Here is a 23,660-nt window from a genome sequence, read left to right on the forward strand (position 1 = left end):
AGGTTTTCAATGGTTAGTTTACCGGCGTCATTGGCATCCACATCGACGGTATTCGCTAATAGTTGCGCGGTGGTTAAGGTTTGGCGTGTATCTTCACTGCCATTTGCAAGCACCACTTCAGATGAACAGTAAGGTCTGTCGTTACTGCCGTGAATGGTGATGACAATATCGTGTGTTGTACCATCTTTTGAATGGACTGTAATCGTATCGGTTAAGCTTTGCCCTTCACCAAGTTGGTCAATTGCAGTGCCACGCGTTGTGGGTCTAGCACCTATACCTGATAGATGCCCAGCATCGGCATGGTAATGCCAGGTGCCATCGGTGAGTAAGATTAGATCGCCATAGGTGCCGTGATAGTCGTAACCATTGCTGCCTTGGCGTTCAAATCCTGACTCGCCTACATCGGGGTCTGTGATGGTCAGCTTGCCATCAGCATAGAGTGTTGTATTGCCAAGTGTGGCGATGCCTGAGTGAGCATAGTCGGGTGACATGTCGACACCCGCGCTGTTTTCGGTTATTGAACCAGTATCAACGCCAGCGATTTGGGCTTTATCGCCAACAGCCGAGAGCGTCGTTGATGCGCCAGTGTGCGTTGTACCACCATGCGCGTCTTTCACATCGTAGGTGAAGTGGACGCTGCCGTTGTAATTGTGGCTTGGAGTGAAGGTGAAGGTTCCATCGTGATTGTCTTGAATCGAGCCATGGTCAGCATGCAAATTAGCGATAGTGAGCTTACCTGCATCGTTGGCGTCTACGTCAACAGTATTAGCGATTAGCTCGGTTGCTGTGATGGTTTGAGCAAGATCTTCTTTACCGCTGTTCAGTTGCACTTCACCAGAACAATACGGACGGTCGTTATCGCCATGAACGGTGACAACAATATCGTGAGTGGTGCCATCAGCCGATTTGACGGTGACAGTATCCGTTATCGATTCACCTTGGCCGAGGTGATCAATCTTTCTACCTGTTGCGTCTTGGCCTATGGAAGCGTAGTAGCTCCAATCTCCGTTACTCTGAAGTATGACACGACCATGAGTGCCGTAATAAACGCCGGTTTGGGCATGGCTTTCACCGGAGTCTGGATCAACAATGTTCAGGTGACCATCAGTGTGTATTTCGTCGTTCCATAATTTGCCGATGTTTCCATGCATATGATCTGGTGAGCGATCATCGACGTAGCCACCAGACATTGTACCATCTGGTGCTGTATAGGTATGCCCTTCATGAACATCTCCAGTATAGACACCGCCGATAACGGCAGAATTATTAACCCCTGTAATCGTTATTGAGAGGTTTTGAGTGCTGCTCGCATTATGCTCGTCTGTGACTGTTACTGGAACAGTCAATGTCTTCGTGACACCTGATGCTAACGATTGATAGCTAGAGTGAGCAGGATCGAAGCTATAACTGCCGTCCGGATTAACCACCAAGCCATCAATCTGCGGTGCGCTGTAAGTCAAGGCCGCACCGGTATCAATATCTTGGCCAACCATTTGTCCATTTAGAACGCTTCCACCTTCAGTCACTGAGTGGGACTGAGCATTGATGGTTGGGGCATCGTTGGTACCATGAACCGTTAGCTCTATCGTGTGTGTTGTACCATCTGCTGAGCGTATAATGGCTGAATCGTGTTTAACTTCGCCTTGCGCTAAGTTCTGTATATTGCGGTTGTCGAGGGTATAGGTGTAGTGACCGTCGCGCATGAGCAGTATGTGCCCACCCAGTTTGGTGTCGTAGCCAATACCTTGATAGGTTTGTGAGCCTATATTCGGATCAAACTGTGCCTCTCCCTTATCAGGGTCTTGGATGTTTAATCTGCCGTCGTAATGCAGTTGGTAGTGGGTATCTATATAGCCGCGATCTTCAGTTACTCCCCGTAAGTCTGCATTGGCTTGTGCGTCGGTAATAATCGCGTTATCTGGAGTTGCGATAAGATCAAACTTAGCTTGAGTGCTGACGCTGCCCCCATGGCCGTCAACCACATCATAGGTGAGTCGAATCTCACCATTGAAATCTTTATCTGGCGTGAAGGTATAAGTGCCATCTTTATTATCAGTCAGGCTACCGTGTGTCGCTTGCAAATTTGTCACGTGCAATACATCGCTACTATCCACATCGCTTGCATGTGTTAGCAAGTCAGAAGCCTTGATGGTTACGGGTTGATCCTCTTTACCCGCAGGAAGCTGAGTCCACGCACTGACAATTGGTTTGTCGTTGCTGCCTTGCACATCGATAACGACTTTATGAGGGACTGTCGCTCCTGTTGAATCGGTAGCGGTGATCCAGAATGATTCAGACTGATGTTCACCAGCCGCGAGTTTATCCGCGGCACCGCCGGTTGAATTGTCTAGCTGATAGTGCCAATGACCATGCTGATCAATCGACAGCGTTCCCCATTGACCTTGGGGTTGATTGATTGCCCACGTAACGGTGTCGGACTTATCTATATCAGTCGCGATTAAGCTCCCTGTCGCATCGGGGTTTCCTGCCGTGTTCAAGCCCTGTTCGATCACCGCGCCACTTGAGGTACCTGAGATAGTAGGGCGGTCATTGGTGCCATTGATAATGACTTTAATGGTTGACGGTGTGCCATCGATGGACGTGACCGTAAATGTCTCTTCCACCTTGTCGCCAAGGTTCAATTGATTGAACGCGCTGTTGGCGGTGAACGCCCAATGGCCATTAGCATCAATAGTCAGGTCACCATTGGTGCCAGTAATCGAATCCGGTGTAAACGCATTATCTTGATTATCCACGTCGGTACTGGTCAATGTTCCTGAAGTCGTTACTGCTTTGTCAGTTTCATCGATGGCAACGGTCGCGCTACTGACAGTAGCGGCGTCGTTAGTGCCGTTAATCGTCACTTTGACCGTTGACGTTGTGCCATCAATAGACGATACAGTGAAGGTCTCTTCGACTTTATCGCCGACGTTCAATTGATTAAACGCACTGTTGGCGGTGAACACCCAATGCCCATTAGCATCAATAGTTAGGTCGCCATTAGCTCCAACAATGGAGTCTGGCGTAAATGTGTTATCAGGATTATCAACATCGGTACTGGTTAACGTGCCTGATGTCGTTACCGCTTTATCAGTCTCATCCACACTGACTGTTGCGGTACTGACTGTCGCTGCATCGTTAGTGCCGTTAATCGTCACTTTGATGGTTGACGGTGTGCCATCAACCGACGATACCGTAAAGGTCTCTTCGATCTTGTCGCCGACATTCAATTGATTAAACGCGCTGTTAGCGGTGAATACCCAGTGACCATTGGCATCAATGTTGAGGTCGCCATTTGTGCCTGCAATGGAGTCTGGAGTGAACGCATTATCCGGATTATCGACATCGGTGCTGGTTAATGTTCCTGAAGTCGTTACTGCTTTGTCGGTTTCATCGATAGCGACGGTCGCACTGCTGACAGTAGCGGCGTCGTTAGTGCCATTAATCGTGACCTTGATCGTCGAAGGGGTGCCATCGATGGACGACACCGTGAAGGTCTCTTCGACCTTATCGCCGACATTCAATTGATTAAATGCACTGTTGGCGGTGAAGACCCAATGACCATTAGCATCAATAGTCAGGTCACCGTTGGTGCCTGAAATAGAATCCGGTGTGAATGCATTATCTGGATTATCCACGTCAGTACTGGTCAACGTTCCTGATGTCGTTACCGCTTTGTCAGTTTCATCCACACTGACCGTTGCGGTACTGACCGTCGCTTTATCGTTGTTGCCATTAATCGTCACTTTGATGGTCGACGGTGTGCCATCAACAGAATTTACGGTAAAGGTTTCCTCAACCTTATCGCCAACGTTCAATTGATTAAACGCACTGTTCGCGGTGAACACCCAATGTCCACTAGCATCAATAGTCAGGTCACCGTTAGTGCCAGTAATCGAATCCGGTGTGAATGTGTTATCTGGATTATCGACGTCGATACTGGTTAGGGTGCCTGACGTGGTTACCGCTTTGTCAGTTTCATCGATAGCAACGGTTGCACTGCTGACAGTAGCGGCGTCGTTAGTGCCGTTAATCGTGACTTTAATGGTCGAAGGTGTGCCATCAACGGAAGTGACAGTGAAGGTTTCTTCTACTTTATCGCCGACGTTTAATTGGTTAAACGCACTGTTGGCGGTGAACGACCAATGACCATTGGCATCAATAGTCAGGTCACCGTTGGTGCCAGTAATTGAATCCGGTGTGAATGCATTATCTGGATTATCTACGTCGGTACTGTTCAATGTTCCTGATGTCGTTACCGCTTTGTCGGTTTCATCGATGGCGACGGTCGCACTGCTGACAGTAGCTTTATCATTGGTGCCATTGATCGTCACTTTTATGGTCGACGGTGTGCCATCGATGGATGACACCGTGAAGGTTTCTTCGACTTTATCGCCGACGTTCAATTTATTAAACGCGCTGTTGGCGGTGAACGCCCAATGACCATTGACATCAATGGTGAGGTCGCCATTTGTGCCTGCAATGGAACCTGGCGTGAAGGTATTGTCTGGGTTATCCACGTCAGTACTGGTTAGCGTACCTGAAGCCGTTACCGCTCTGTCGGTTTCATCTATACTGACCGTTGCTGTACTGACCGTCGCTTTATCGTTGGTGCCATTGATATAAACATTAAGTTCAAATACCGATCCATCTTTTGTATGTATTTTAAAGCGCTCGGTTAGCGTGTCGCCATTATTCAGTTGTTCTATATTCGGATTGTTATTGTTAGCAATGTAAGACCAAGTGCCTTGACTCGTAAGTTTTAATTCGCCATAAGCCCCATGTAGATTCTCAGGCAAAAATGTTGATTCGTTGAAGTCTTTATCATCAACATGTAATTGACCGCCGGTATGTAAATGGCCATTTTGCACATTTACATCCTCATATATGGTTTTCCCCAGTCCCGAAGGAGGTGCACTAATATTTGCCTTTGAGGGGAGGTGTGGAGATTGACTGCTTACTACTGGATTATCATTAGTGCCTCTCACGTTGATAGTTACGTTGTGAGGTGTACCGTCGGCAGAGTGAACAGTGACGATGTCTGTCGCAGTTGAACCTTGGCCAAGTCTTTGAACTACTGGATTATTGTTGTCTAAACTGTATGTCCACGCACCGTCTTTGGTGATGCTTAGCGTACCGAAATTACTAGTCACTTGTGAGGCTTGAAAGTGGTCCTCTCCAAGATCAGAGTCCGTTACCGAAAGCTGCCCTTGAACTTGTGTCGTTAAATCTTCAGTTAACGTGCCAGCATCCACACCCGTAATTACGGCATTGTCGTCGTTTCCGCCAATCGTCATATCGATCGTTTGCGGTGTGCCATCTTTGGTGTGAATTGTGAAACTTTCATGCAGTGAAGTGGCTGCGGTTAAAGCTTGAACATTAGAGAGCGAGTTATCAACTTGATACTGCCAATGTCCATCAGCATCGATAGTTAATGAACCATATTTACCTGAGATAACTTCCGGCGTAACCGAACTTTCATTTTGGTCAGGGTCTATGACATCGATTTTGCCGTTCGCATGTAACAAGCCTTGTGAATCAATATTGTGATCTTCTGTTACCACACCTGTTAAGTCTCCAGAAATATTTGGCGTGTCTTGCTTACCTGTTACCGGTATCTGAACAATGATGCTCGATCCGTTAGATAGATGTAACGCAAAATGATCAGTACCTGGTTGGTGCTGGTTTAACAGGATGTATTGAGGAGAATTTGGATTCAATACGAATGTGTATTGACCATTTGCATCAACATGAAGCTCTCCGTAGGTACCTTTTATGACTTCTGGCATAAAGGTGACGGGTAAAGCGGGTGTCGTCGGCGCATTTGAATGAGTCGGCTGACCGTTACTTCCTGAGGAGATAGTCGGCATCGATACCGAAGGAATGTAATGGACTTGCGGGTGAGAAAGCGTCGACAAATGATGAGAAGGAACCAAGTTAGAGCTCGAACCATGGGCGGCATGACTTGCACTTAAGGTTGAGTTTACGTCGTTGTCACTCGCCTGAGCGTCTTGGAGAGCAACCGCTGATGAGTCCGCCTTGCTATGGTCATCGGTGACATCTTTTTCGGTCACGTTATTTGCGGTTACTTGATCTGCAGCGTCGCTGGCATTGTCTATACTTTCTGCAGCAGCGTGTTTAGCCAATGATGGCAAAATCATCATGAGTGACTGAAAAAGTGGGATATTCACTTTTAGATGTGAATGCAGTCTGCGCTTCTTTTTTTGTGTTGGTTTCTTTTGTTCTAGCTTGTTACTTTTCTTATTTTTGATTTCTGTATTTTTCTTGTTTGCTTCGACGTTTTTTTTGTTAGCCATTTTTATCATCCGTGAATCGTGGTTGCACTATCTTAAGTAAAATACACAGATAGAGGTTTCGCTAGCTAATTGGATAATTTTTAAAGAAAAAACTGCAAAGTCGAAGAATTATCTCATTTTGATGAAAGAGAGGATGAATACTTTTTCAACGGTCAGGCAAATATCGGCACAATGGCATTGACCTTACCCTAAGGGTAACGTTTATAGTTGCGGTGTAAATTCAAAGGTAAGCTATGACAAACACATTCCGAAAAACTTGGATTATTGTTTTCAGCATCATTGCGATGTTGATGTCTAGCTATGCCTCAAGCTCCTCAGCCTTGATGACTGAAGTAATGATGATGGAAATGGGGTCGAGCAAGTCGGCTTGTTACCACAGCGATACTTCGGTTAATGATTCAATGGCGGGGTGTCATGTGATGAGTGAAGAAGTACACGCTGAAGACTCTAACATGAGTGCCCATGCTTTGATGGCTCAATGCGATATGTCTTCAATGAGCGAAGACGGTAGCTCGATGATGGGTAACCATTGTTCGAGTGTCGATTGCTGTGCCTCAATGTGTTCTGCAAGTCCCTATCCAATTCAGGCTGTTCAAGCCGTTGATCAACTTTCCTTTTCATTAGCTCGTTTTCAATCGGTCACGATTGGCCAGAAAGTCGCACGCGCTCAATCTTTGCTACGCCCACCTTCCGCATAAATCTATATCTAAAAATACAGCTCTATCAGTTAGATAAATCTGATAAGCCATTCTTTTTTATGCGCTAATTAGCGTTAGATATGGACATTCATTGTGAATATGAAACCAACAACCTCTGTGTTTGTCATGAACACGAGCTTAGTGGTTGCTGCTACCTTGCCTATGGCCTTGTTTTCAAGTGCTACGCTCGCGGCTACCACGGCGTCAGCTTCAAATGCTCAACACATTTCAGCACATGACCAAGCAAGCTCGACGCAGCAACTCAATACACTGATTGAGATTGCTTTAAGCGAAGATGGAAATCGCAAACAGTACTTTGCTCAGTCTCAAGCGATGCGAGAAACGGGCATTGCCAGCTCGACCTTAATGGATCCTAAATTAAAAGTTGGATTTGGCGGTTTGCCTGTCGATAGTTTTCAATTCGACGAAGACCCGATGACCAATATATCGGTAGGGTTGATGCAGCAGTTTGAGCGTGGCGATACGCTTAACCTTCAACAAAAAAAGGCAGGCCAACAGGCAGATGCTTTAGCTTTGCAGGTGCAAGCAAGAGAATTGACGGTTGCGAATAGCATGACGCAGCTTTGGCTTAAGTTAGGTTATCAGCAAAAGGCTGAGTCGGTGATTCGTCAAAATCGTCGTTTGTTGGTTGAGCTTGAAAACTATGTACAAACCAATTACTCGATTGGTAAAAGCGAAGCGCAAGATCTGCTTAATGCTCAGCTCCAAGTGAGCAAGCTTGATGAGAAACTTCAGGCAAACCAGCAGGTTCAGCGTCGTCTAATCTCTCAGCTTTCTGAATGGTTGGGTTCTGATTGGCTAGGCTCTCAGGTTCTTGATTCTCAGGGCACACTGAATGCAACTAACCAAATCGATTGGTCATTGTTGGAAAGCAAATTAGCGACCAATATCGATTCAACCAAGCACTACCAGCTACTGACTGACCATCCTTTGGTTAAGATCTCCGATGTCAGTATTTCCTCCAATCAAACTCAGGTCGAGTTAGCCGAGCAAGCTTATACCCCGCAGTTTGGGGTGGAAGTGATGTATGCACACCGTCAAGCCAATAACATGGCGGGTGAACCAGCTTCTGATCTGGTGAGTGCTTATCTGACAGTCGACATCCCGCTGTTTACAGGGAACCGACAAGATAAAAACTTATCGGCTGCTCAGTATCAAGTTGGTGCGGCTAAATCTCAAAAAGACACCTTACTTTCCCAAATGAACGCGCAAGTGAACGCATTGCTGGTGGACAGATCAAATCTGATCCAGCGATTAGATCGCTATCAAACGTCCTTGCTTCCTCAAACTGCAGCACGAATCAGTGCGGTTGAGAGGGGCTATCAAAACAATACCGCTCAGTTTAACGATGTCATTTTAGCAACGACCGATGAGCTGGCGCTTAAGTTAGAGCAACAACGTTTGATCACCGATCTCAACATCGTTAACAGCAAACTGGCGGCGTTAGTCAGTGGCTTTGAATACCAAGTAAATCAACCACAGCTTGTAACCACAGAGAATCAGTAAGGGATAGATAATGAGTTCAGTAAAAGTAGCAACAATCGCTTTATTGGTCGGTGGTGCATTGGGTTTTGGTGTGAACCATTTTCTGATTAATCCAGCACACGACATGTCAGCAATGGCAACGAGTACAGGCGCAGATGTAAGTAAACAGGCCAGCGATGAGCCTTTGTATTGGGTAGCTCCGATGGACCCAAATTATCAGCGTGATAAGCCGGGCCAGTCGCCAATGGGGATGGATCTTATCCCTGTGTATGCAGACGATGTGAACGGCGGAGCTAAAGATAAGCCCGGAACCGTGTTTATTGATTCTTCCGTGGAAAATAACCTTGGCGTGAAAACCGCACAAGTCAAACGAGAAGCGCTATCACCGCGCATTGAAACCGTGGGTTATGTGGCGTTCGATGAAAGTACATTGTGGCAAACCAACGTAAGAGCAGCTGGTTGGGTTGAGAAGCTCTACATCAACGCAGTGGGTGAGAAGGTAAACAAAGGTGATGTACTTTTCACACTCTATTCTCCAGAGCTTGTTAAAGCACAAGAAGAGTTGATCAGTGCTTATAAAACGGGTCGTAAAGGTTTGATCAAGGGCTCGACTGAACGCTTGGTCACCCTAGGTGTAGATAAAGCGCAGATACGATCCATCGCTCGTAAAGGGAAAGCCTCGCAAACCATCGAAATCAAAGCGCCTGCGGATGGTGTCATCGCTAGCCTGAATATTCGAGAAGGTGGTTATCTTTCACCTGCACAAGCGGTGATCAGTGCTGGCCCATTAGGCGAGGTATGGGTTGATGCTGAGGTGTTTGAGCGCCAAGCACACTGGATCTCATCAGGCAGCAATGCCGAAATGACACTGGATGCGATTCCCGGTAAGGAGTGGCAGGGCAACGTCGATTATGTCTACCCAATTCTGGACCCGAAAACTCGAACCTTGCGCGTTCGTTTGAAGTTCTCCAATCCCCATGGCGAGCTTAAGCCAAATATGTTTGCAAATATTGCGCTGAAACCCATTAGTGATGAAGCGGTTCTTACTATCCCAAGATCTTCGGTGATTCACTCCGGTGGTATGACTCGAGTGGTGATGTCAGAAGGTTCTGGCAAGTATCGCTCTGCTCGTATTGAGGTTGGTCGTGAAGCTGGCGAAAAAATAGAGGTGCTTCAAGGGCTAGAGCAAGGTGAGAGTATTGTCACTTCTGCACACTTCATGTTGGACTCTGAATCGAGCCAATCAGCTGATCTGTCACGCATCAATGGTGTTGAGGAAGAAGCGGAAACCGTATGGGCAAACGGTGAAATTTCCGATGTTATGCAAGGCAGCCGTATGGTGACGATTAACCATCAGCCTGTTCCAGAATGGGATTGGCCGGGCATGGTGATGAATTTCACGTTTGCGGAAGGCTTAGACATGAGTGACGTGCAACGTGGTAAGGCGATTGATTTTGAGATGAGAAAGACAGAGTCAGGGCAGTACGAGGTTGTTGATTACAAGGTCAACAAACACAAGATCGCAGGCGAAGTTTGGGTAACGGGTGAAATCACTATGTTGATGGCTGATTTTGGCATGATCACTGTAAAACATCAGCCAGTCCCAGAGTGGAATTGGAAAGCGGGTGAAATGAATTTCCAAGCCAGTGATGACCTTGATTTATCTGAGTTTTCCGAGGGTCAAACCATTCAGTTTCTAGTGGCGAAGCAAGGTTCTGATTACGTGCTCAAATCTCTCGAACCGACGAATAGCACGGGTGAGGGCGAACTATGATCAATGCAATCATTCGCTGGTCTATTAGCAATCGCTTCTTAGTGCTGGTTGCCACTGTAGCCATCGTATTTGGCGGCTTATACAGCGTTAAAAATACACCTGTCGATGCCATTCCTGATTTGTCAGATGTTCAGGTGATCATCAAAACCAGTTATCCGGGGCAAGCGCCGCAAGTGGTCGAGGATCAGGTGACTTATCCATTAACCACCGCCATGTTAGCTGTACCGGGTGCTGAAACGGTTCGTGGCTACTCGTTCTTTGGCGATTCGTATGTCTATATCATCTTCAATGATGATACTGATATGTATTGGGCGCGTTCTCGCGTGTTGGAATACTTAAGCCAAGTGGCGCCTAATTTGCCATCAAGTGCTAAGCCAACATTAGGGCCAGATGCAACCGGTGTGGGTTGGGTTTACAGCTATGTATTGCAAGACAAAACTGGTCAGCACGACTTAGCGGAACTCCGTAGCCTGCAAGATTGGTTCTTGAAGTACGAGCTACAAACCGTAGATGGTGTATCTGAAGTCGCGACCGTTGGCGGTATGGTGAAGCAGTATCAAGTGCAGATTGATCCGGCCAAATTACGTGCTTATGACCTAACGCTTCAACAGATCAACAAAGCAATCCAAGATGGTAATCAAGAAACCGGTGCGTCTGTTGTTGAGATTGCGGAAGCCGAGCACATGGTTCGTACGACGGGTTACCTGACAAGCATTGAAGACATTCAATCTTTGCCGCTAAAAGTGACCGACAAAGGTACTCCGCTGCTATTAGGTGACATTGCTGATATTAACCTCGGCCCGCAAATGCGTCGTGGTATCTCGGAACTCAACGGTGAGGGCGAGGCGGTTGGCGGCGTTATCGTGATGCGCTTTGGTGAAAATGCCAGTGAAGTGATCGACTCGGTTAAATCCAAACTCGCTGAACTGCAAGCTGGCTTGCCTGATGGTGTTGAGATTGTCGCGACTTATGACCGTTCGACTTTGATTTATTCAGCCGTTGAAAACCTTTGGAAGAAGCTGGCTGAAGAGTTCATCGTGGTCGCCGTGGTGTGTGCGCTGTTCTTGTTCCATATCCGCTCGTCGTTGGTTATCGCACTAAGTCTGCCTGTTGGTATCTTAGGTGCATTCATTGTGATGCATTGGCAGGGTATTAACGCCAATATCATGTCTCTTGGCGGGATCGCGATTGCGATTGGCGCCATGGTGGATGGTGCCATCGTGATGATCGAGAACGTTCATAAACACATTGAACGGACTCCGCTCACTGACAAAAACCGTTGGCAGGTGATTGGTAAGGCAGCAGAAGAAGTTGGCGCTCCGCTATTCTTCTCTCTGATTATCATTACCTTGAGTTTTGTGCCTGTGTTCGCGCTAGAAGGGCAAGAGGGCAAGATGTTCTCGCCACTTGCATTTACCAAGACGTATGCAATGGCCGCTGCAGCCGGTTTGGCTATCACGCTTGTTCCTGTGCTAATGGGTTACTTCATTCGCGGCAACGTGTTACCTGAACACAAAAACCCAGTAAACCGAAGCCTAGTGGCGATGTATAAACCGCTTCTGAACCTCAGCCTCAAGTATCCCAAGGTGATGATTGTTATCGCACTTGGCTTAATGGCGTCTGCTTATTACCCAACCAGTAAGCTTGGTAGTGAGTTCATTCCTCCTTTGGATGAAGGGGATTTGATGTACATGCCAACCACGTATCCGGGCATCTCAATTGGTAAAGCGCGTGAGTTGTTGCAACAAACCAACAAACTCATCAAAACCATTCCAGAAGTCGAAACCACGTGGGGCAAAATTGGTCGAGCAGAGACAGCAACCGATCCTGCGCCACTGACTATGATTGAAACGGTTATTCAGCTTAAACCGCGAGATCAGTGGCGTGACGGTGTCACTACGGAGTCTCTGCGTAAAGAGTTTGATGATCTGATTCAATTCCCCGGTTTGACCAATGCTTGGGTCATGCCAATCAAAACGCGTATCGACATGTTGGCGACCGGTATCAAAACGCCAATTGGTATCAAAATCGCAGGCCCAGATCTGAGCGTGATTGAGGATATTGGTTCGCAACTTGAACCCACCCTCAACAGCGTCAGTGGTACGGCTTCTGTCTACGCCGAGCGTGTTGCGGGCGGTCGTTACGTCACGATAGACATTAAACGCCGCTCTGCTGCGCGATATGGCTTGAGCATTAAAGAAGTGCAACAGGTTATCTCGACTGCGGTTGGTGGCATGAACGTGGGTGAAACCGTTGAGGGACTAGAGCGTTACCCGATCAATGTCCGTTATCCACAAAGCTATCGTGATTCTGTCGTTAAGTTACAGAACCTACCGTTAGTGACACCAAACGGTGCTCGTATCGCGCTTTCTGATGTCGCGGATATTCGATATGAAGATGGCCCTCCGATGATCAAAACAGAGAATGCGCGTCCTAATGGTTGGGTGTTCGTGGATATCGAAGGGCGTGACCTTGGTTCTTATGTGGCAGAGGCACAAAAAGTCGTTACAGATCAAATTGTTTTGCCTGCGGGTTACTCACTGGCTTGGTCTGGTCAATACGAGTACATGGAACGCGCCAAAGAACGTTTAAGTGTCGTTGTGCCAATTACCATCGCCATCATCATGTTGTTGCTCTACCTCAGTTTCCGCCGTGTCGGTGAGGTGATGATGATCATGCTGACATTACCACTCGCGATGGTTGGTGGTTTATGGCTAATGCATATCCTCAATTACAACTTCTCCATTGCAGTGGGGGTGGGCTTCATCGCCCTTGCCGGGGTAGCTGTTGAGATAGGTGTGATCATGTTGGTCTACCTAAACCAAGCATGGCACTACAAAAAATTGGATGCGGAGCAGAACCAGCAAGCACTTCAGAGTGAAGACTTAACGGATGCGATTCGTGAGGGTGCAGGACTGCGTGTTCGTCCTGTGATGATGACAGTACTTACGGTGATCATTGGCCTCATTCCAATTATGTATGGCGAGGGAACGGGCTCTGAAGTGATGCAGCGAATTGCCGCGCCGATGATAGGCGGAATGGCGTCGGCACTGTTGCTTACCCTACTGGTTTTGCCTGCAATCTTTAAGCTCTGGAAACAGCGAGAGATTACTCAGAGCCAAAACGAGACAAGTAAATAACGCACTGACTATAAAGCCCTTACTTGCGAGACCGGAGTAGGTAAGGGCGCACCACATGAATATGTGAAACTAACATAAAACAGAATTAATCTAAGGAACGACCATGAAAAAGACACTAATTGCTATCGCTCTAACACTGACCACTGCAACGGCTTTTGCTGAAATGGATCACTCAATGATGAAAAATGGAGAGATGGATCATTCAAAAATGGATCACAGCATGATGAAGGATGGAAAGATGGACCATTCGATGATGAATATGGAAGGCATGTCTGAAGTGGGTATGCCTGCGACAGGCGCAAAGCCGGATAAAGTGGTTCATGTTCTGCTAAGTGACGATATGAAAATCACATTTAAGAACAAGGTTGATATTGAGCCAAACGACGTGGTGCAGTTTGTTGTGATGAATACGGGCAAGATTGATCACGAATTCTCGATTGGTTCTGCTTCAGAGCAGCTAGAGCACCGTGAAATGATGAAAAACACGGGTAATCACGCCCATGACTCGGGTAGCACAGTTACAGTTAAGCCGGGTAAAGCGAAGCAATTGCTGTGGCATTTCCATGGTGATAATAACGTAGAGTTAGCGTGCAATATCCCTGGTCACGCTGAAGCGGGTATGGTGAAGTCGTTAACGCTTTAGACGTTAATCAATAGCGCTTTGTTGAATTAGAAATTCAATGAGGGCTAGAAAATTAAAGATAAGTCTTAACTTATACCTAAAGCGCTTTGCTGTGAGGGATTCGCTGAGGCTTATCTTTATTTATAGTCACTGTAGCAAGATAGAAGTTTCAAGCAGATGGTGTGCTTCGCCGCTCAGATGCGGTAGCTCTGCCATGATCTTTTTAAACTTGTCATCGATTGACTCTGCTTCATTCAGCGATCGAAAAGCCAGTACAGCCTGTTCAGGCTCGCTGTTCACATAACCTTTCAATGTATCTAGCTGAATTTTATTGGCATTTTCAACTTTTGCTAGCGCGACATTAATTGCTTCGATGCTAATTGTTAACTCATTGCTTTTAAACATTTTTTATTATTTATGGGTTGTTGCTAATGCGCGCACATTAACACAATGATTTTTGCAGATATTGACCAAGATTATTAAATTGGAACAATTTTGAAAATCATTAAAAGCTGAACTGCAATGTGTGATTTGGATAGGTGTCAGAAATACGAAGCGAATTAAGGAGTTAATAGCTTTGGTTGGTCAATCTAAGCTTAAACAAAATAAGTTTAATCAGTATAGATTTAATGACTATGGATTTAACTAACGGAGAAAGTTTTTGAATAGCGTGTCGCTGGAATAAAGCACGTCATGGAGCATAAGGAGAAGTTGGAGCGTGCAGCGGGAATCGAACCCGCATCATCAGCTTGGAAGGCTGAGGTAATAGCCATTATACGATGCACGCACACTGTCTTAAGAGTAAGACTGAGGCATCAAGAAGACTGGAGCGTACAGCGGGAATCGAACCCGCATCATCAGCTTGGAAGGCTGAGGTAATAGCCATTATACGATGTACGCACATCGTCTTAACGAGAGTGATAATGCCACATCTAACTGAAAACGAAACCTTTTTCTTTCATTTTTATTCTAAGTGCTCGCATAACCACCACTCCGCTAGTTTTTCAATCATGTTCGGCGTTTTCAGAGTGAATAAAATGTGACTAAACTCTCGTTAAACGGAGGGCGAGAAACAATGGAAAATCCCCCGCTATTTCTGTGACAAATTCGGTTTGATTTATAAACCAGTTTGTTGGTGTTAGCTTGTCATAAAACCCATACAAATTAAGGAATTTGGAGTGTTAACATAAACTGATTTTTAATCGTGTTTTGGCGTCCATTAATAACAATCTGAATGCATAAATTTAACTTATTAGTCGGTCAAAACATTCAGTAAACTAATCCCAAATGAGTAGAGTTATAGAGACTTCTAAGCCTTTGCAGAAAAAAGTAACGAGTTCAGTTGATAATTCACGCAAAAGCCTCGTCATTCCGTCTGTCGTTTGGTACATTTGCCGCACATTTTGTCTCCCCTAAAATACCCATGCCTTCTCAGTTCCGAATTAACAAAATTGTTGAAATTGGTGATACTCTTCACCGCAGTGGTTGCGCTCCGTATAAGCTTGAAAAATATACACAATATTATGCTAAAAAGCATGGTGTGGATGTGATGATCCAAGCAACGCCAACCGCGATTAATTATCAGTTTCCAGACGATAACAACGCCGTTATTCTTAAGCGTCTAAAGCCTGCGTCAATTAACCTGAGTTTGTTGGCCAATACGATCATTCGTATTAACCAGCCAAGCAGTGAGCCTGTACCAGAACCTGTCGGTTACTCAAAATTTGTGACTGCACTTGCCAATATGGGTATTCCGCCTGCTTATTTGATGCTGGTGGGCAGTACGTTGGAAGCGGTGGGCTTTTCTGCGTTATTGGGTTTGATGGTGTGGGTATGTCAGCAAGTTCTTCATTCACGTCGTGCTATCGCGGTTGAGTTCATCTCGGCACTGCTAACCGGTATCTTCGTGGCGTTTCTGGCGAGCACAGGGTTGCCGATTCCGGTGTGGGCGTTGTGTATCGCCTCGATTGTCTTGTTTGTCCCCGGGTTATCCATAGCTAACGCATTAGAATGTTTGGCGTTTAATGACTTGGTTTCTGGTACCAGCTTGCTAGGGCAGAGCGCCTTAACCCTGATTAAGCTGTTTGTCGGGATTATCATGGGGCTCAACATCGGTGAAGCGATATGGGGACAAGCGGTCTCCATCGACTATACCAACGCGGTACCGATGTGGATGCACATATCTGGCTTGGTGCTGATCTCTGTGTCTATCGGTGTGATGTTCAATGCTCGCCCTAAAGACATCTTACTTGGTTTGCCAGTTGCCGTTCTCGGTATGTGGGGCCCATTCTATCTAGGTTTTGATAGTGGTTGGGTTGTCGGCACTTGGGTGACGACGGTTCTTATTACTTTGTACGGAACTTGGATTGCCAAGAAGATGGAGCTCACGGGTTCTATTTATATCGTGCAAGGGATCATCATCTTGGTTCCGGGTAGCCGAGTATTAGTGAGTGCCAGCCAGTCGGTGTTTGAACAATCGATTTTGCCTATCCCGAGTATTGGTTTATCGGCGTTATTCATGTTCTCGGCAATCGTGGCAGGGCAAATTACCGCTTACTCGATTTACTCACCAAAAGTCGAACGTTAAGCCGTTCCGCTTTTCAAACCTTTAAACAAACACAGCTTAGCGGCTGTGTTTGTTCGTTTAGGTACTGCTCTTTTTTTAAAGACAATGAGCTCTCCGTAAAACTTGTTAGATTTATGCTCGCTAAGCCTGACAAGAGCCATTAAAATGGAACAAATTCTATTTAAATGAAGTATTAACGTATGTCTCTACCTCCGTGCCCGCAATGCCAATCTGAATATGTCTATCAAGACCAAAACAACCTAATCTGCCCTGAGTGTGCCTACGAATGGAACCCAGAAGAAGAGCGTTTAGAAAGAGAAGCCGCGCGTGTTAAGGACGTGAATGGCGTTGTATTGGAAAGTGGCGATAAAGTTACCTTCATTAAAGATCTAAAAATTAAAGGCAGTTCCAGCGTTCTGAAAATCGGCACCAAAGCTGTGATTCGACGCATCAATGAAGGCAAAGATCACCAACTAGATTGCAAGCTGGATGGTGGCGGTGAAATGCTGGTTACGGCGAAGTACGTTAAGAAGCAGTAGTCGATAATAGGTCAAAATTGCGAGTCGCTCCTGAACTAAATAGCGTAGAAGCCGTTGGAGAATCAACATCATATGGACATGGTTAAAGCTGCTCTTTCACATTCAACGGCCTTTCATTACTATGTGAACGCTTGCGCTGAGGATGGGGTAGATATTTACACGGGGATTTCCGATGGCAGTGATGCCTATTTAGAAAGACGAATTGCTTATTCAAAAGGTGAGGGTTTGCCAGAAGGGTGGACGCCTGCTTCTACTTATTTTTGTTTTGAGTCTGGGCGTATTCTTGGAGTGATAAGAGTTCGTCATGGTACCAGTCCGTACATCCACGATGTCATTGGACATATCGGATATGAGACGCTGCCGCAAGCCAGAGGGCGGGGTATCGCAAGTCATATGTTGTCTTGGATTCAACGACAGGTATTGACTGAAAGCGCTATCATTACCTGTGAGAGGGGTAATATTGCTTCGCAAAAAGTGATTGTGAAGTGCGGTGGACAATTCCTGAGTACCTTTTACTCAGAGCAAGATAAACACGAAGTCTTACGTTACCAACTAGAACCCAAATGAACATTTAAGCGTGGCATTTAGTTTTATCGGGGGCGCTGAATTCCGGTTTTAGCGAAAATGAAACCACAGCCAATTATTGTTGGAGGTATTTTGAAGTATTCAACAAGAGCTGCTCAGTCATCAGATTATGAATTTCTGTTCGAGCTTAAGAGGGCCGCTGAGTTCGAACCTATCAAGGCCGTATTTGGCTGGGATGAGCAGGTTCAACGAGATATACACGCTGAAGAGTGGGCAGAAGAACGGCCTGAAATCATTGAATATCAAGGCAAGGCGATTGGCAGTGTGTTGTTGCAAGACAAAGGCGAACACTTCTATTTTTGCCGATTCTTCTTATTGCCTGAGTATCATGGAAAGGGCATTGGTAGCCAAGTACTGAAAGATTGCTTAACTAAGGCTGACAGCCTCAATAAACCCGTCGAACTTTGTTACCTGCAAGGTAATCGAGTTGGGGAGTTGTACTTGAGGTTTGGCTTTGAAATCACCTCGCAAAACGAGCAGTTTGTCTATATGTGGCGTAAATAGACACTCATTCAAAATGATCACACCGTGTCGGTAACTTGATAGGCACCTGACACTTATCTAACGTAAAACCTTGTAAAGCTCCCTATGCTTGATGACTAAGCGATTACACTTAGAAAAGATCGAGCGTAAGGGAGTGTGCAATGAATTATTACCCGACTTCAAAAATCGTGGGTGAACAAAGGTTTGGCTTTGGGCCAAAACTAGGTCAAACAACCTATTATTCTCCTGTAGAACAGTTGGATAAAAAGCCATTCGTTCACCAAGCTATACAAGACTTACCGAGTACTGAATCTACTCTGATTAAAGTAGGAGAGAATCGTGTACAACGAATGAAGGCCAAGGGTGACGAACAACAGATGCAAGCCACGAAGAAAGAAGCGCAGTCTTTTCTTCGAACGCAGTATCGACAACAAGCTCAAGCTCGCCACCTACAAAGTGTTGAAACTCCTTATGGTTTTCAAGAGCGCATCATTCAGTTTTGGAGCAATCACTTCGCCATCTCGGTCGATAATCGAAAACTGATGCCCTTGGCCGCCAGCATTGAAAACGATGTGGTTCGCCAGCATTGGAATGGTAACTTTGGCGAGATGCTGATGGCTTCTTCTAAACATCCTGCGATGCTTCTGTATCTCGACAATCAACTCTCGATTGGTCCCAATTCAAAAGTCGGAAAGCGCCGTAATAAGGGGCTCAATGAGAACCTCGCTCGTGAGATCTTAGAACTCCACACTCTTGGCGTTGACGGTTCTTACACTCAGCAAGACGTCATTGCCTTAGCAAAAGCGATTTCAGGCTGGGGCATTAAATTCAAATCTCCTGATGCTGGGTTTCGATTTGCTAATAACCTGCATGAGCCAGGAAGTATCACACTGCTTGGAAAGGCTTATTCTCAATCCGGCGTCTCGCAAGGAGAGTCGTGTTTAAAAACCTTAGCGACCCACAAAGACACTGCTGCGCACTTGGTTGATAAGCTTTGCCAGCATTTCATTGGCGACATATCTAAAGAACTCTCAGAGCAAATGGTTGCTGAATATCTGAAAGGCGAGGGAGATTTACTGCCTATCTATCGCTTGTTATTGAACAGCGCTGAGGCGAGTAAACCTAACCCTAATCGTTTTAGACCGCCGAAGGAGTGGCTGTTTGCCGTTCTTCGTAGTGCCGATATTTCTTTAAACGAGAAACAGGCATTCAATGCACTCAACAATTTAGGGCAGCCTCCTTTTAAACCGGGTTCACCTGCAGGCTGGTCGGATCAAGACAGAGACTACAATAGCCCTTCGGCGTTGACTCAACGTATGCAAGTTGCGAATAGGCTTGCGTCTGCTGCAATAAAATCGGCTAAAGCGTCAGGAGTTAAGCCGAAAGCGGTAGTGGATAAAGTGATCGCGGGTTTATATGGCGATGCTATTGATGAACACACCCAAATTGTATTGAACAAAGCCGACAGCGCTGCAATGCAACTTTCCCTGTTGTGGCTAAGTCCGCAGTTTCAATATCGTTAGGAGTGGGTATGAAAAAGTCAGATTGTTCTCAGAATAAAGCGCCACATAGTATTAACCGCCGCCAGTTCATGGGTATTGCGGCGGCTGTTGGCGTCAGTGCGATACTGCCATTTCCAAGCTTTGCCAAAACAGGTTCAGACAATATCTTCATTTGGGTATCACTGCGTGGCGCGATGGATGGTTTAAATGTTGTAGTGCCGCATGCCGATCCGGATTACTCTAATTTGAGACCCAACATCGGATTAAAACCTGAACAGCTAGTGAAGTTGGATGATTTCTTTGGGCTCCATCCGTCCCTAAAGCAATGCCATCAATGGTATGAGAGTAACGAACTCAGCTTTGTACACGCTTGTTCAACCGCTTATCGCGAGCGCTCACATTTTGATGGACAGAAGATATTGGAGAATGGCACTTCCGACCCGTTTAACACCGTAGGGTGGATTAACCGTTTACTCACGTTGAGCTCAGAAAAATACGATGGAATAGCGATTGATTCGGGCTTACCACTCATCATGCAGGGCGAATCGACCGTTGCAAGTTGGTACCCAAACCGCTTAAAAACACGTGATAAACAAACGGAACTGCTGGAAGAGTTGTTTCAAAGTGACCAAATGCTGTCTTCAAACTTTGAAAGTGTCATGAAGATAGATCAACTGGTAGGCGACCAAGGTGTCGGCAAACAGTTTAAATCATTGATGGGTAAAACAGGCGACATATTGTCGGCTGATAACGGACCAAACATCGCAGCGTTAGAACTCGGTGGGTGGGACACTCACGCCAATCAAGGCAACGTAAATGGACGGTTGAGTAATCAGCTTAAAACTTTGGATGTTGGGTTAGCGGCTCTCAAAGCTTCACTAGGTGATCGTTGGCAGAAGACAGTGATCATTGCAGCCAGTGAATTTGGTCGAACAGCAAAAGAAAACGGCACCAAAGGAACCGACCATGGCACTGGCAACGTCATGTTTGTTGCGGGTGGTGCGCTGCCATCGTTGAAAGGAGCGGGTGGTAAGGTTATTACCAATTGGCCAGGCTTGAGCCAAAGCCAGCTATATGAAGGCCGAGACCTTAGTCCAACGACTGATATGCGTTCGGTTATCAAGGGTGTGCTCAACCGACATTTATCGATAGAAGTGAAACAACTCAACGCTATCTTCCCTGATAGTGCCGATATTAGACCGATGAATCTTGTTTAGAGTTTTACCAAGACCCAGTTAGATGCGATTCAGTCGTTTGAATCGCTCTCTATTTGTGACTCGCTTGTTTACGATTTAATCGCCAACAGTGCTCCGAACGTCACTAAGCCAAATCCACATGCTTGATTAAGCCTTTTCTTTGCTCTCAATAGATGCTTTTGCAATGTATTCGAAGTAAACAGCATAGCGACAACGCCAAACCATAAACCGTGAAGAACGATCATGTAAAGCCCATAGCCGAGCGCGACATGCTGGTTTTCTGCATCAGGTGAGATGACTTGGCTGAAGATGCTCAAAAAGAACAACATGGTTTTTGGGTTGAGCACGTTACATAAGAAGCCTTGGGCTAAATAGCGCCAAACACTGGTGCTTTGCTTTGCATCTTCCATCGGTGCAAGCTTGTTGTCCGCACTCAAGATACCTTTTAGCCCTAGATAAATAAGGTAGGTCGCACCTGCGTATCTAATCATGTCAAACAGCTGCTCATTCTGTGAGATTAAGTAACTGATCCCAAGCATTGAATAACTGATGTGAGCACAAATCGCTAAACTCACACCGATTGCAGTCCAAATCCCTGCTTGTCTTCCTTGGTTGACACTGTTTTTCAAAACTAAAACGAAATCAGCGCCTGGGCTGATAACAATCAATAGTCCCAATACTGCTAGGATTAACCACTCCATAATGACTCCAACTCTTTATATTTGATGAGCCAGCATTGTATGGTTTTTTATTGCTGCCTATAATCGAAATGAATTCCACCTATCTGTGAGAAAAAATCACACATGAGACATTTGAAAGCATTTCATATTTTCCACGTAGCAGCGCATTCGAGTAGTTACAGTGAAGCGGCGGATAAACTCAATATCACACATGGCGCGGTGAGTAAGTAGATCAAGGTATTGGAAAATCACTTATCCCAAGTTTTGTTCTACAAACAGGGCAGGAATGTGTGTCTCACCAAAGAAGGGGAATTACTCAAAGGTTACACAGAGCAAGCGTTCCAAGCCTTGGAGACTGGAGTCCATAAGCTTAATCAGCTGAATCATCAAGCGTTGGAAGTTTCATGCGAACCCACATTGACCATGCGTTGGTTAATGCCTCGACTCGGTGATTTCTATAACGAATCCGGAATTGATGTTCGATTGTCGACTGCTGGTGGGCCTGTGAACTTGAATGCGACAGGGCTCGATATGGCGATTCGCCGAGATGACTTTAAATTAACCGAGCGTTACGAACAGATACCACTAGTTGAAGAGTGGGTAGGCCCTGTGTGTTCCCCGGGTTATTGGCAGCAGGTAAAAGATAACTTAGATGATGTGAAATTACTGCACAGCAGTACACGGCCAGGTGCTTGGAGTCATTGGGGTGCTATCACTATAGATAAAGTTAATGGTGGAGAGTGGTCAAAAGCTCGAGCGAACCAAACATTTGCACACTTCTACTTTTGCTTTCAGGCGGCTGTCGATGGGTTAGGCATAGCGCTTGGGTCTTATCCACTTGTCGCCGACGATCTTGAAAGAGGTAACTTGATCGCGCCGTTTGGCTTCGTACCTTCTGGTCACCAGTACATATTGCTCACGCAAGATAGCAACCATGAAGAGCCAGAAAGCCCGTTTGTTGTTTGGCTGAAGAATGAGTTATCGCAGTGTGTTCCAACTTTATAGGAACGACATCCGACCTAGAAGTGTGCTTGTCTTATGTCAGGCTCTAGTTCGTTGTTGTGGAAATCACTCAATAGGCAAAGACAGCACGCCACCATTGAGTTCGACTTGTTTTAGCCATTCGGTTGGAATTTCGCCATCTCCTTCGTAGAAACACGCCGCTAATACCGCGCCAATTACAATCGCACGACCGCAGCTGTCACCACCACATAAGATGTTGTCGCGAATGCCTTGTTGATAACTCTGAGCACCTGCAATAATGCGAATCAGCAAGGGGAACGCGGCACTCAGTTCACAATGCAATCCAAACTTCTTCGCGGCATCTGTAATCGAAAGCTCTGGATCAGCCAGTGCTTCGTCGATTTGATCGTGTATGAACTTGCTACAAGTTTGTCGCACCATTTCTACCGATTGCAGTGGAGAGTTGCCTTGAATTGCCGCTTGAACCAATAAGGTGATGGCTTGTGCCCATTCCACGGCTTTGTCGTTGTTGTTGGTCACTCGTACCGCACTCTCTACCATTGCTGGTAAGGTGTGAGAAGTATAAGTACATGCGATTAATGGAATGATCTTTGAGACTGTGGGGAGCTGTGTATCATCCGCACCACACGCTGTAATCGGAGCGTTTGCCAATTCTAATTGATGGATGTTCAACAAGCTCATACGAGTCGCTTTATCAATGTAGCCTTTCCAACTACCACCAAAATCAAACCAGAATCGGAAGTGCTTGATGTAGCTCGCTTCATCGTACTGTTGGTTGTCGACTAAACTGTCGACCATCGCCAATAGCTGAGCACCATACTGTGATTGTTCACCTGCGGTTTTTCCTTGGTGAGCAAAGTAGCCCTTGTCTTGATAATCGAACTGATTCGGTGAGCGAAATTCTGGCTCAAAACCTGCTACGTGTAAGATCCTCTCTTGGTCATATAGCCAGTGCAGCCCCATTGAAGCAGCGTCTCCAACTAATGCGCCGACAACGGCGTAAAAAGCTCTTTCTTTATGATTGTCCATGTTGAGCGATGTCCTTGAGATGAATCAACGTAGTTCGAT

The 23,660-nt window shown here is 46.0% G+C and carries 15 protein-coding genes, 2 tRNA genes and 1 pseudogene; 12 read left to right on the plus strand and 6 right to left on the minus strand.

The genetic code is table 11. The annotated features are described in order from the left end of the window. On the minus strand, positions 1-6,317 hold a 6,317-nt coding region (locus AB4512_RS14070; RefSeq protein ID WP_372175071.1), incomplete at its 3' end, for a VCBS domain-containing protein. 233 nt (positions 6,318-6,550) lie between these two features. Between AB4512_RS14070 and AB4512_RS14075 the strand changes: the two genes are divergently transcribed. From AB4512_RS14075 to AB4512_RS14095, 5 genes are all read left to right on the plus strand, one after another. Next, complete coding sequence (locus tag AB4512_RS14075) at positions 6,551-7,015, plus strand: hypothetical protein (protein WP_017064449.1); 465 nt, start codon at positions 6,551-6,553, stop codon at positions 7,013-7,015. Positions 7,016-7,114: 99 nt separating this feature from the next. Beyond that, positions 7,115-8,542 (plus strand): TolC family protein, encoded by a 1,428-nt coding sequence (locus AB4512_RS14080; RefSeq protein ID WP_372058990.1) that lies wholly within the window; start codon positions 7,115-7,117, stop codon positions 8,540-8,542. Between the two features lie 10 nt (positions 8,543-8,552). Next, on the plus strand, positions 8,553-10,295 hold the full coding sequence (locus tag AB4512_RS14085) for an efflux RND transporter periplasmic adaptor subunit (RefSeq protein WP_372175072.1): 1,743 nt from the start codon (positions 8,553-8,555) through the stop codon (positions 10,293-10,295). Then, positions 10,292-13,435 (plus strand): efflux RND transporter permease subunit, encoded by a 3,144-nt coding sequence (locus AB4512_RS14090; RefSeq protein ID WP_372175073.1) that lies wholly within the window; start codon positions 10,292-10,294, stop codon positions 13,433-13,435. Before AB4512_RS14085 ends, AB4512_RS14090 begins: the two co-directional genes overlap by 4 nt. Before the next feature lie 103 nt (positions 13,436-13,538). Beyond that, entirely contained in the window at positions 13,539-14,078 is a 540-nt protein-coding gene (locus AB4512_RS14095; RefSeq protein WP_229648411.1) for a cupredoxin family protein, read from the plus strand. A 126-nt stretch (positions 14,079-14,204) separates the two neighbouring features. On the opposite strand, the gene AB4512_RS14100 is transcribed toward AB4512_RS14095, so the two are convergent. The 3 genes from AB4512_RS14100 to AB4512_RS14110 all read right to left on the minus strand — a co-directional run bounded on the left by AB4512_RS14100 (position 14,205) and on the right by AB4512_RS14110 (position 14,957). Then, a complete protein-coding gene (locus tag AB4512_RS14100) occupies positions 14,205-14,462 on the minus strand; it encodes a hypothetical protein (protein ID WP_065583933.1) in 258 nt (85 codons plus the stop codon). A 307-nt stretch (positions 14,463-14,769) separates the two neighbouring features. Next, positions 14,770-14,844 (minus strand) — tRNA-Gly (locus AB4512_RS14105). Between the two features lie 38 nt (positions 14,845-14,882). Further along, a tRNA-Gly gene (locus AB4512_RS14110) sits at positions 14,883-14,957 on the minus strand. A gap of 523 nt (positions 14,958-15,480) precedes the next feature. Between AB4512_RS14110 and AB4512_RS14115 the strand changes: the two genes are divergently transcribed. The 6 genes from AB4512_RS14115 (at position 15,481) to AB4512_RS14140 (ending at position 20,949) form a co-directional block, all read left to right on the plus strand. Then, complete coding sequence (locus AB4512_RS14115; RefSeq protein WP_017058966.1) at positions 15,481-16,644, plus strand: threonine/serine exporter family protein; 1,164 nt, start codon at positions 15,481-15,483, stop codon at positions 16,642-16,644. A gap of 179 nt (positions 16,645-16,823) precedes the next feature. After that, positions 16,824-17,162 carry a zinc ribbon domain-containing protein YjdM gene (locus AB4512_RS14120; protein WP_017088858.1) on the plus strand — a complete coding sequence of 113 codons (339 nt, stop codon included), beginning with the start codon at positions 16,824-16,826 and terminating at the stop codon, positions 17,160-17,162. 72 nt (positions 17,163-17,234) lie between these two features. After that, on the plus strand, positions 17,235-17,729 hold the full coding sequence (locus AB4512_RS14125) for a GNAT family N-acetyltransferase (protein WP_372152134.1): 495 nt from the start codon (positions 17,235-17,237) through the stop codon (positions 17,727-17,729). Positions 17,730-17,819: 90 nt separating this feature from the next. Then, positions 17,820-18,251, plus strand: a complete 432-nt coding sequence (locus AB4512_RS14130) for a GNAT family N-acetyltransferase (protein ID WP_372152136.1) — start codon at positions 17,820-17,822, stop codon at positions 18,249-18,251. A 140-nt stretch (positions 18,252-18,391) separates the two neighbouring features. Then, a complete protein-coding gene (locus AB4512_RS14135) occupies positions 18,392-19,753 on the plus strand; it encodes a DUF1800 family protein (protein WP_372152138.1) in 1,362 nt (453 codons plus the stop codon). A gap of 8 nt (positions 19,754-19,761) precedes the next feature. Continuing rightward, complete coding sequence (locus AB4512_RS14140) at positions 19,762-20,949, plus strand: DUF1501 domain-containing protein (protein WP_372175074.1); 1,188 nt, start codon at positions 19,762-19,764, stop codon at positions 20,947-20,949. Positions 20,950-21,017: 68 nt separating this feature from the next. Here AB4512_RS14140 and AB4512_RS14145 read toward each other — a convergent pair whose 3' ends face one another. Beyond that, positions 21,018-21,629 carry a LysE family translocator gene (locus tag AB4512_RS14145; RefSeq protein ID WP_102428566.1) on the minus strand — a complete coding sequence of 204 codons (612 nt, stop codon included), beginning with the start codon at positions 21,627-21,629 and terminating at the stop codon, positions 21,018-21,020. Between the two features lie 102 nt (positions 21,630-21,731). On the opposite strand from AB4512_RS14145, the pseudogene AB4512_RS14150 reads away from it, so the two are divergent. Beyond that, positions 21,732-22,613 (plus strand): annotated as a pseudogene (locus tag AB4512_RS14150) (LysR family transcriptional regulator). Between the two features lie 63 nt (positions 22,614-22,676). Here the strand turns inward: AB4512_RS14150 and AB4512_RS14155 are convergent. Continuing rightward, positions 22,677-23,621 carry an ADP-ribosylglycohydrolase family protein gene (locus AB4512_RS14155; RefSeq protein WP_102428565.1) on the minus strand — a complete coding sequence of 315 codons (945 nt, stop codon included), beginning with the start codon at positions 23,619-23,621 and terminating at the stop codon, positions 22,677-22,679. Between the last annotated feature and the right edge of the window lie 39 nt (positions 23,622-23,660).

This window comes from Vibrio sp. 10N.222.52.B7 (assembly GCF_041474275.1).
GTDB classification, from domain to species: Bacteria; Pseudomonadota; Gammaproteobacteria; order Enterobacterales; family Vibrionaceae; genus Vibrio; species Vibrio crassostreae_C.

Excerpts from the sequence above, each read along its gene's own strand:
- AB4512_RS14135 (WP_372152138.1), top strand. The coding sequence starts at position 18,392 with ATGAATTATTACCCGACTTCAAAAATCGTGGGTGAACAAAGGTTTGGC.
- AB4512_RS14100 (WP_065583933.1), bottom strand. The coding sequence starts at position 14,462 with ATGTTTAAAAGCAATGAGTTAACAATTAGCATCGAAGCAATTAATGTC.
- AB4512_RS14080 (WP_372058990.1), top strand. The coding sequence starts at position 7,115 with ATGAAACCAACAACCTCTGTGTTTGTCATGAACACGAGCTTAGTGGTT.
- AB4512_RS14155 (WP_102428565.1), bottom strand. The coding sequence starts at position 23,621 with ATGGACAATCATAAAGAAAGAGCTTTTTACGCCGTTGTCGGCGCATTA.
- AB4512_RS14090 (WP_372175073.1), top strand. The coding sequence starts at position 10,292 with ATGATCAATGCAATCATTCGCTGGTCTATTAGCAATCGCTTCTTAGTG.
- AB4512_RS14140 (WP_372175074.1), top strand. The coding sequence starts at position 19,762 with ATGAAAAAGTCAGATTGTTCTCAGAATAAAGCGCCACATAGTATTAAC.
- AB4512_RS14085 (WP_372175072.1), top strand. The coding sequence starts at position 8,553 with ATGAGTTCAGTAAAAGTAGCAACAATCGCTTTATTGGTCGGTGGTGCA.
- AB4512_RS14095 (WP_229648411.1), top strand. The coding sequence starts at position 13,539 with ATGAAAAAGACACTAATTGCTATCGCTCTAACACTGACCACTGCAACG.
- AB4512_RS14115 (WP_017058966.1), top strand. The coding sequence starts at position 15,481 with ATGCCTTCTCAGTTCCGAATTAACAAAATTGTTGAAATTGGTGATACT.
- AB4512_RS14075 (WP_017064449.1), top strand. The coding sequence starts at position 6,551 with ATGACAAACACATTCCGAAAAACTTGGATTATTGTTTTCAGCATCATT.
- AB4512_RS14145 (WP_102428566.1), bottom strand. The coding sequence starts at position 21,629 with ATGGAGTGGTTAATCCTAGCAGTATTGGGACTATTGATTGTTATCAGC.
- AB4512_RS14120 (WP_017088858.1), top strand. The coding sequence starts at position 16,824 with ATGTCTCTACCTCCGTGCCCGCAATGCCAATCTGAATATGTCTATCAA.
- AB4512_RS14125 (WP_372152134.1), top strand. The coding sequence starts at position 17,235 with ATGGACATGGTTAAAGCTGCTCTTTCACATTCAACGGCCTTTCATTAC.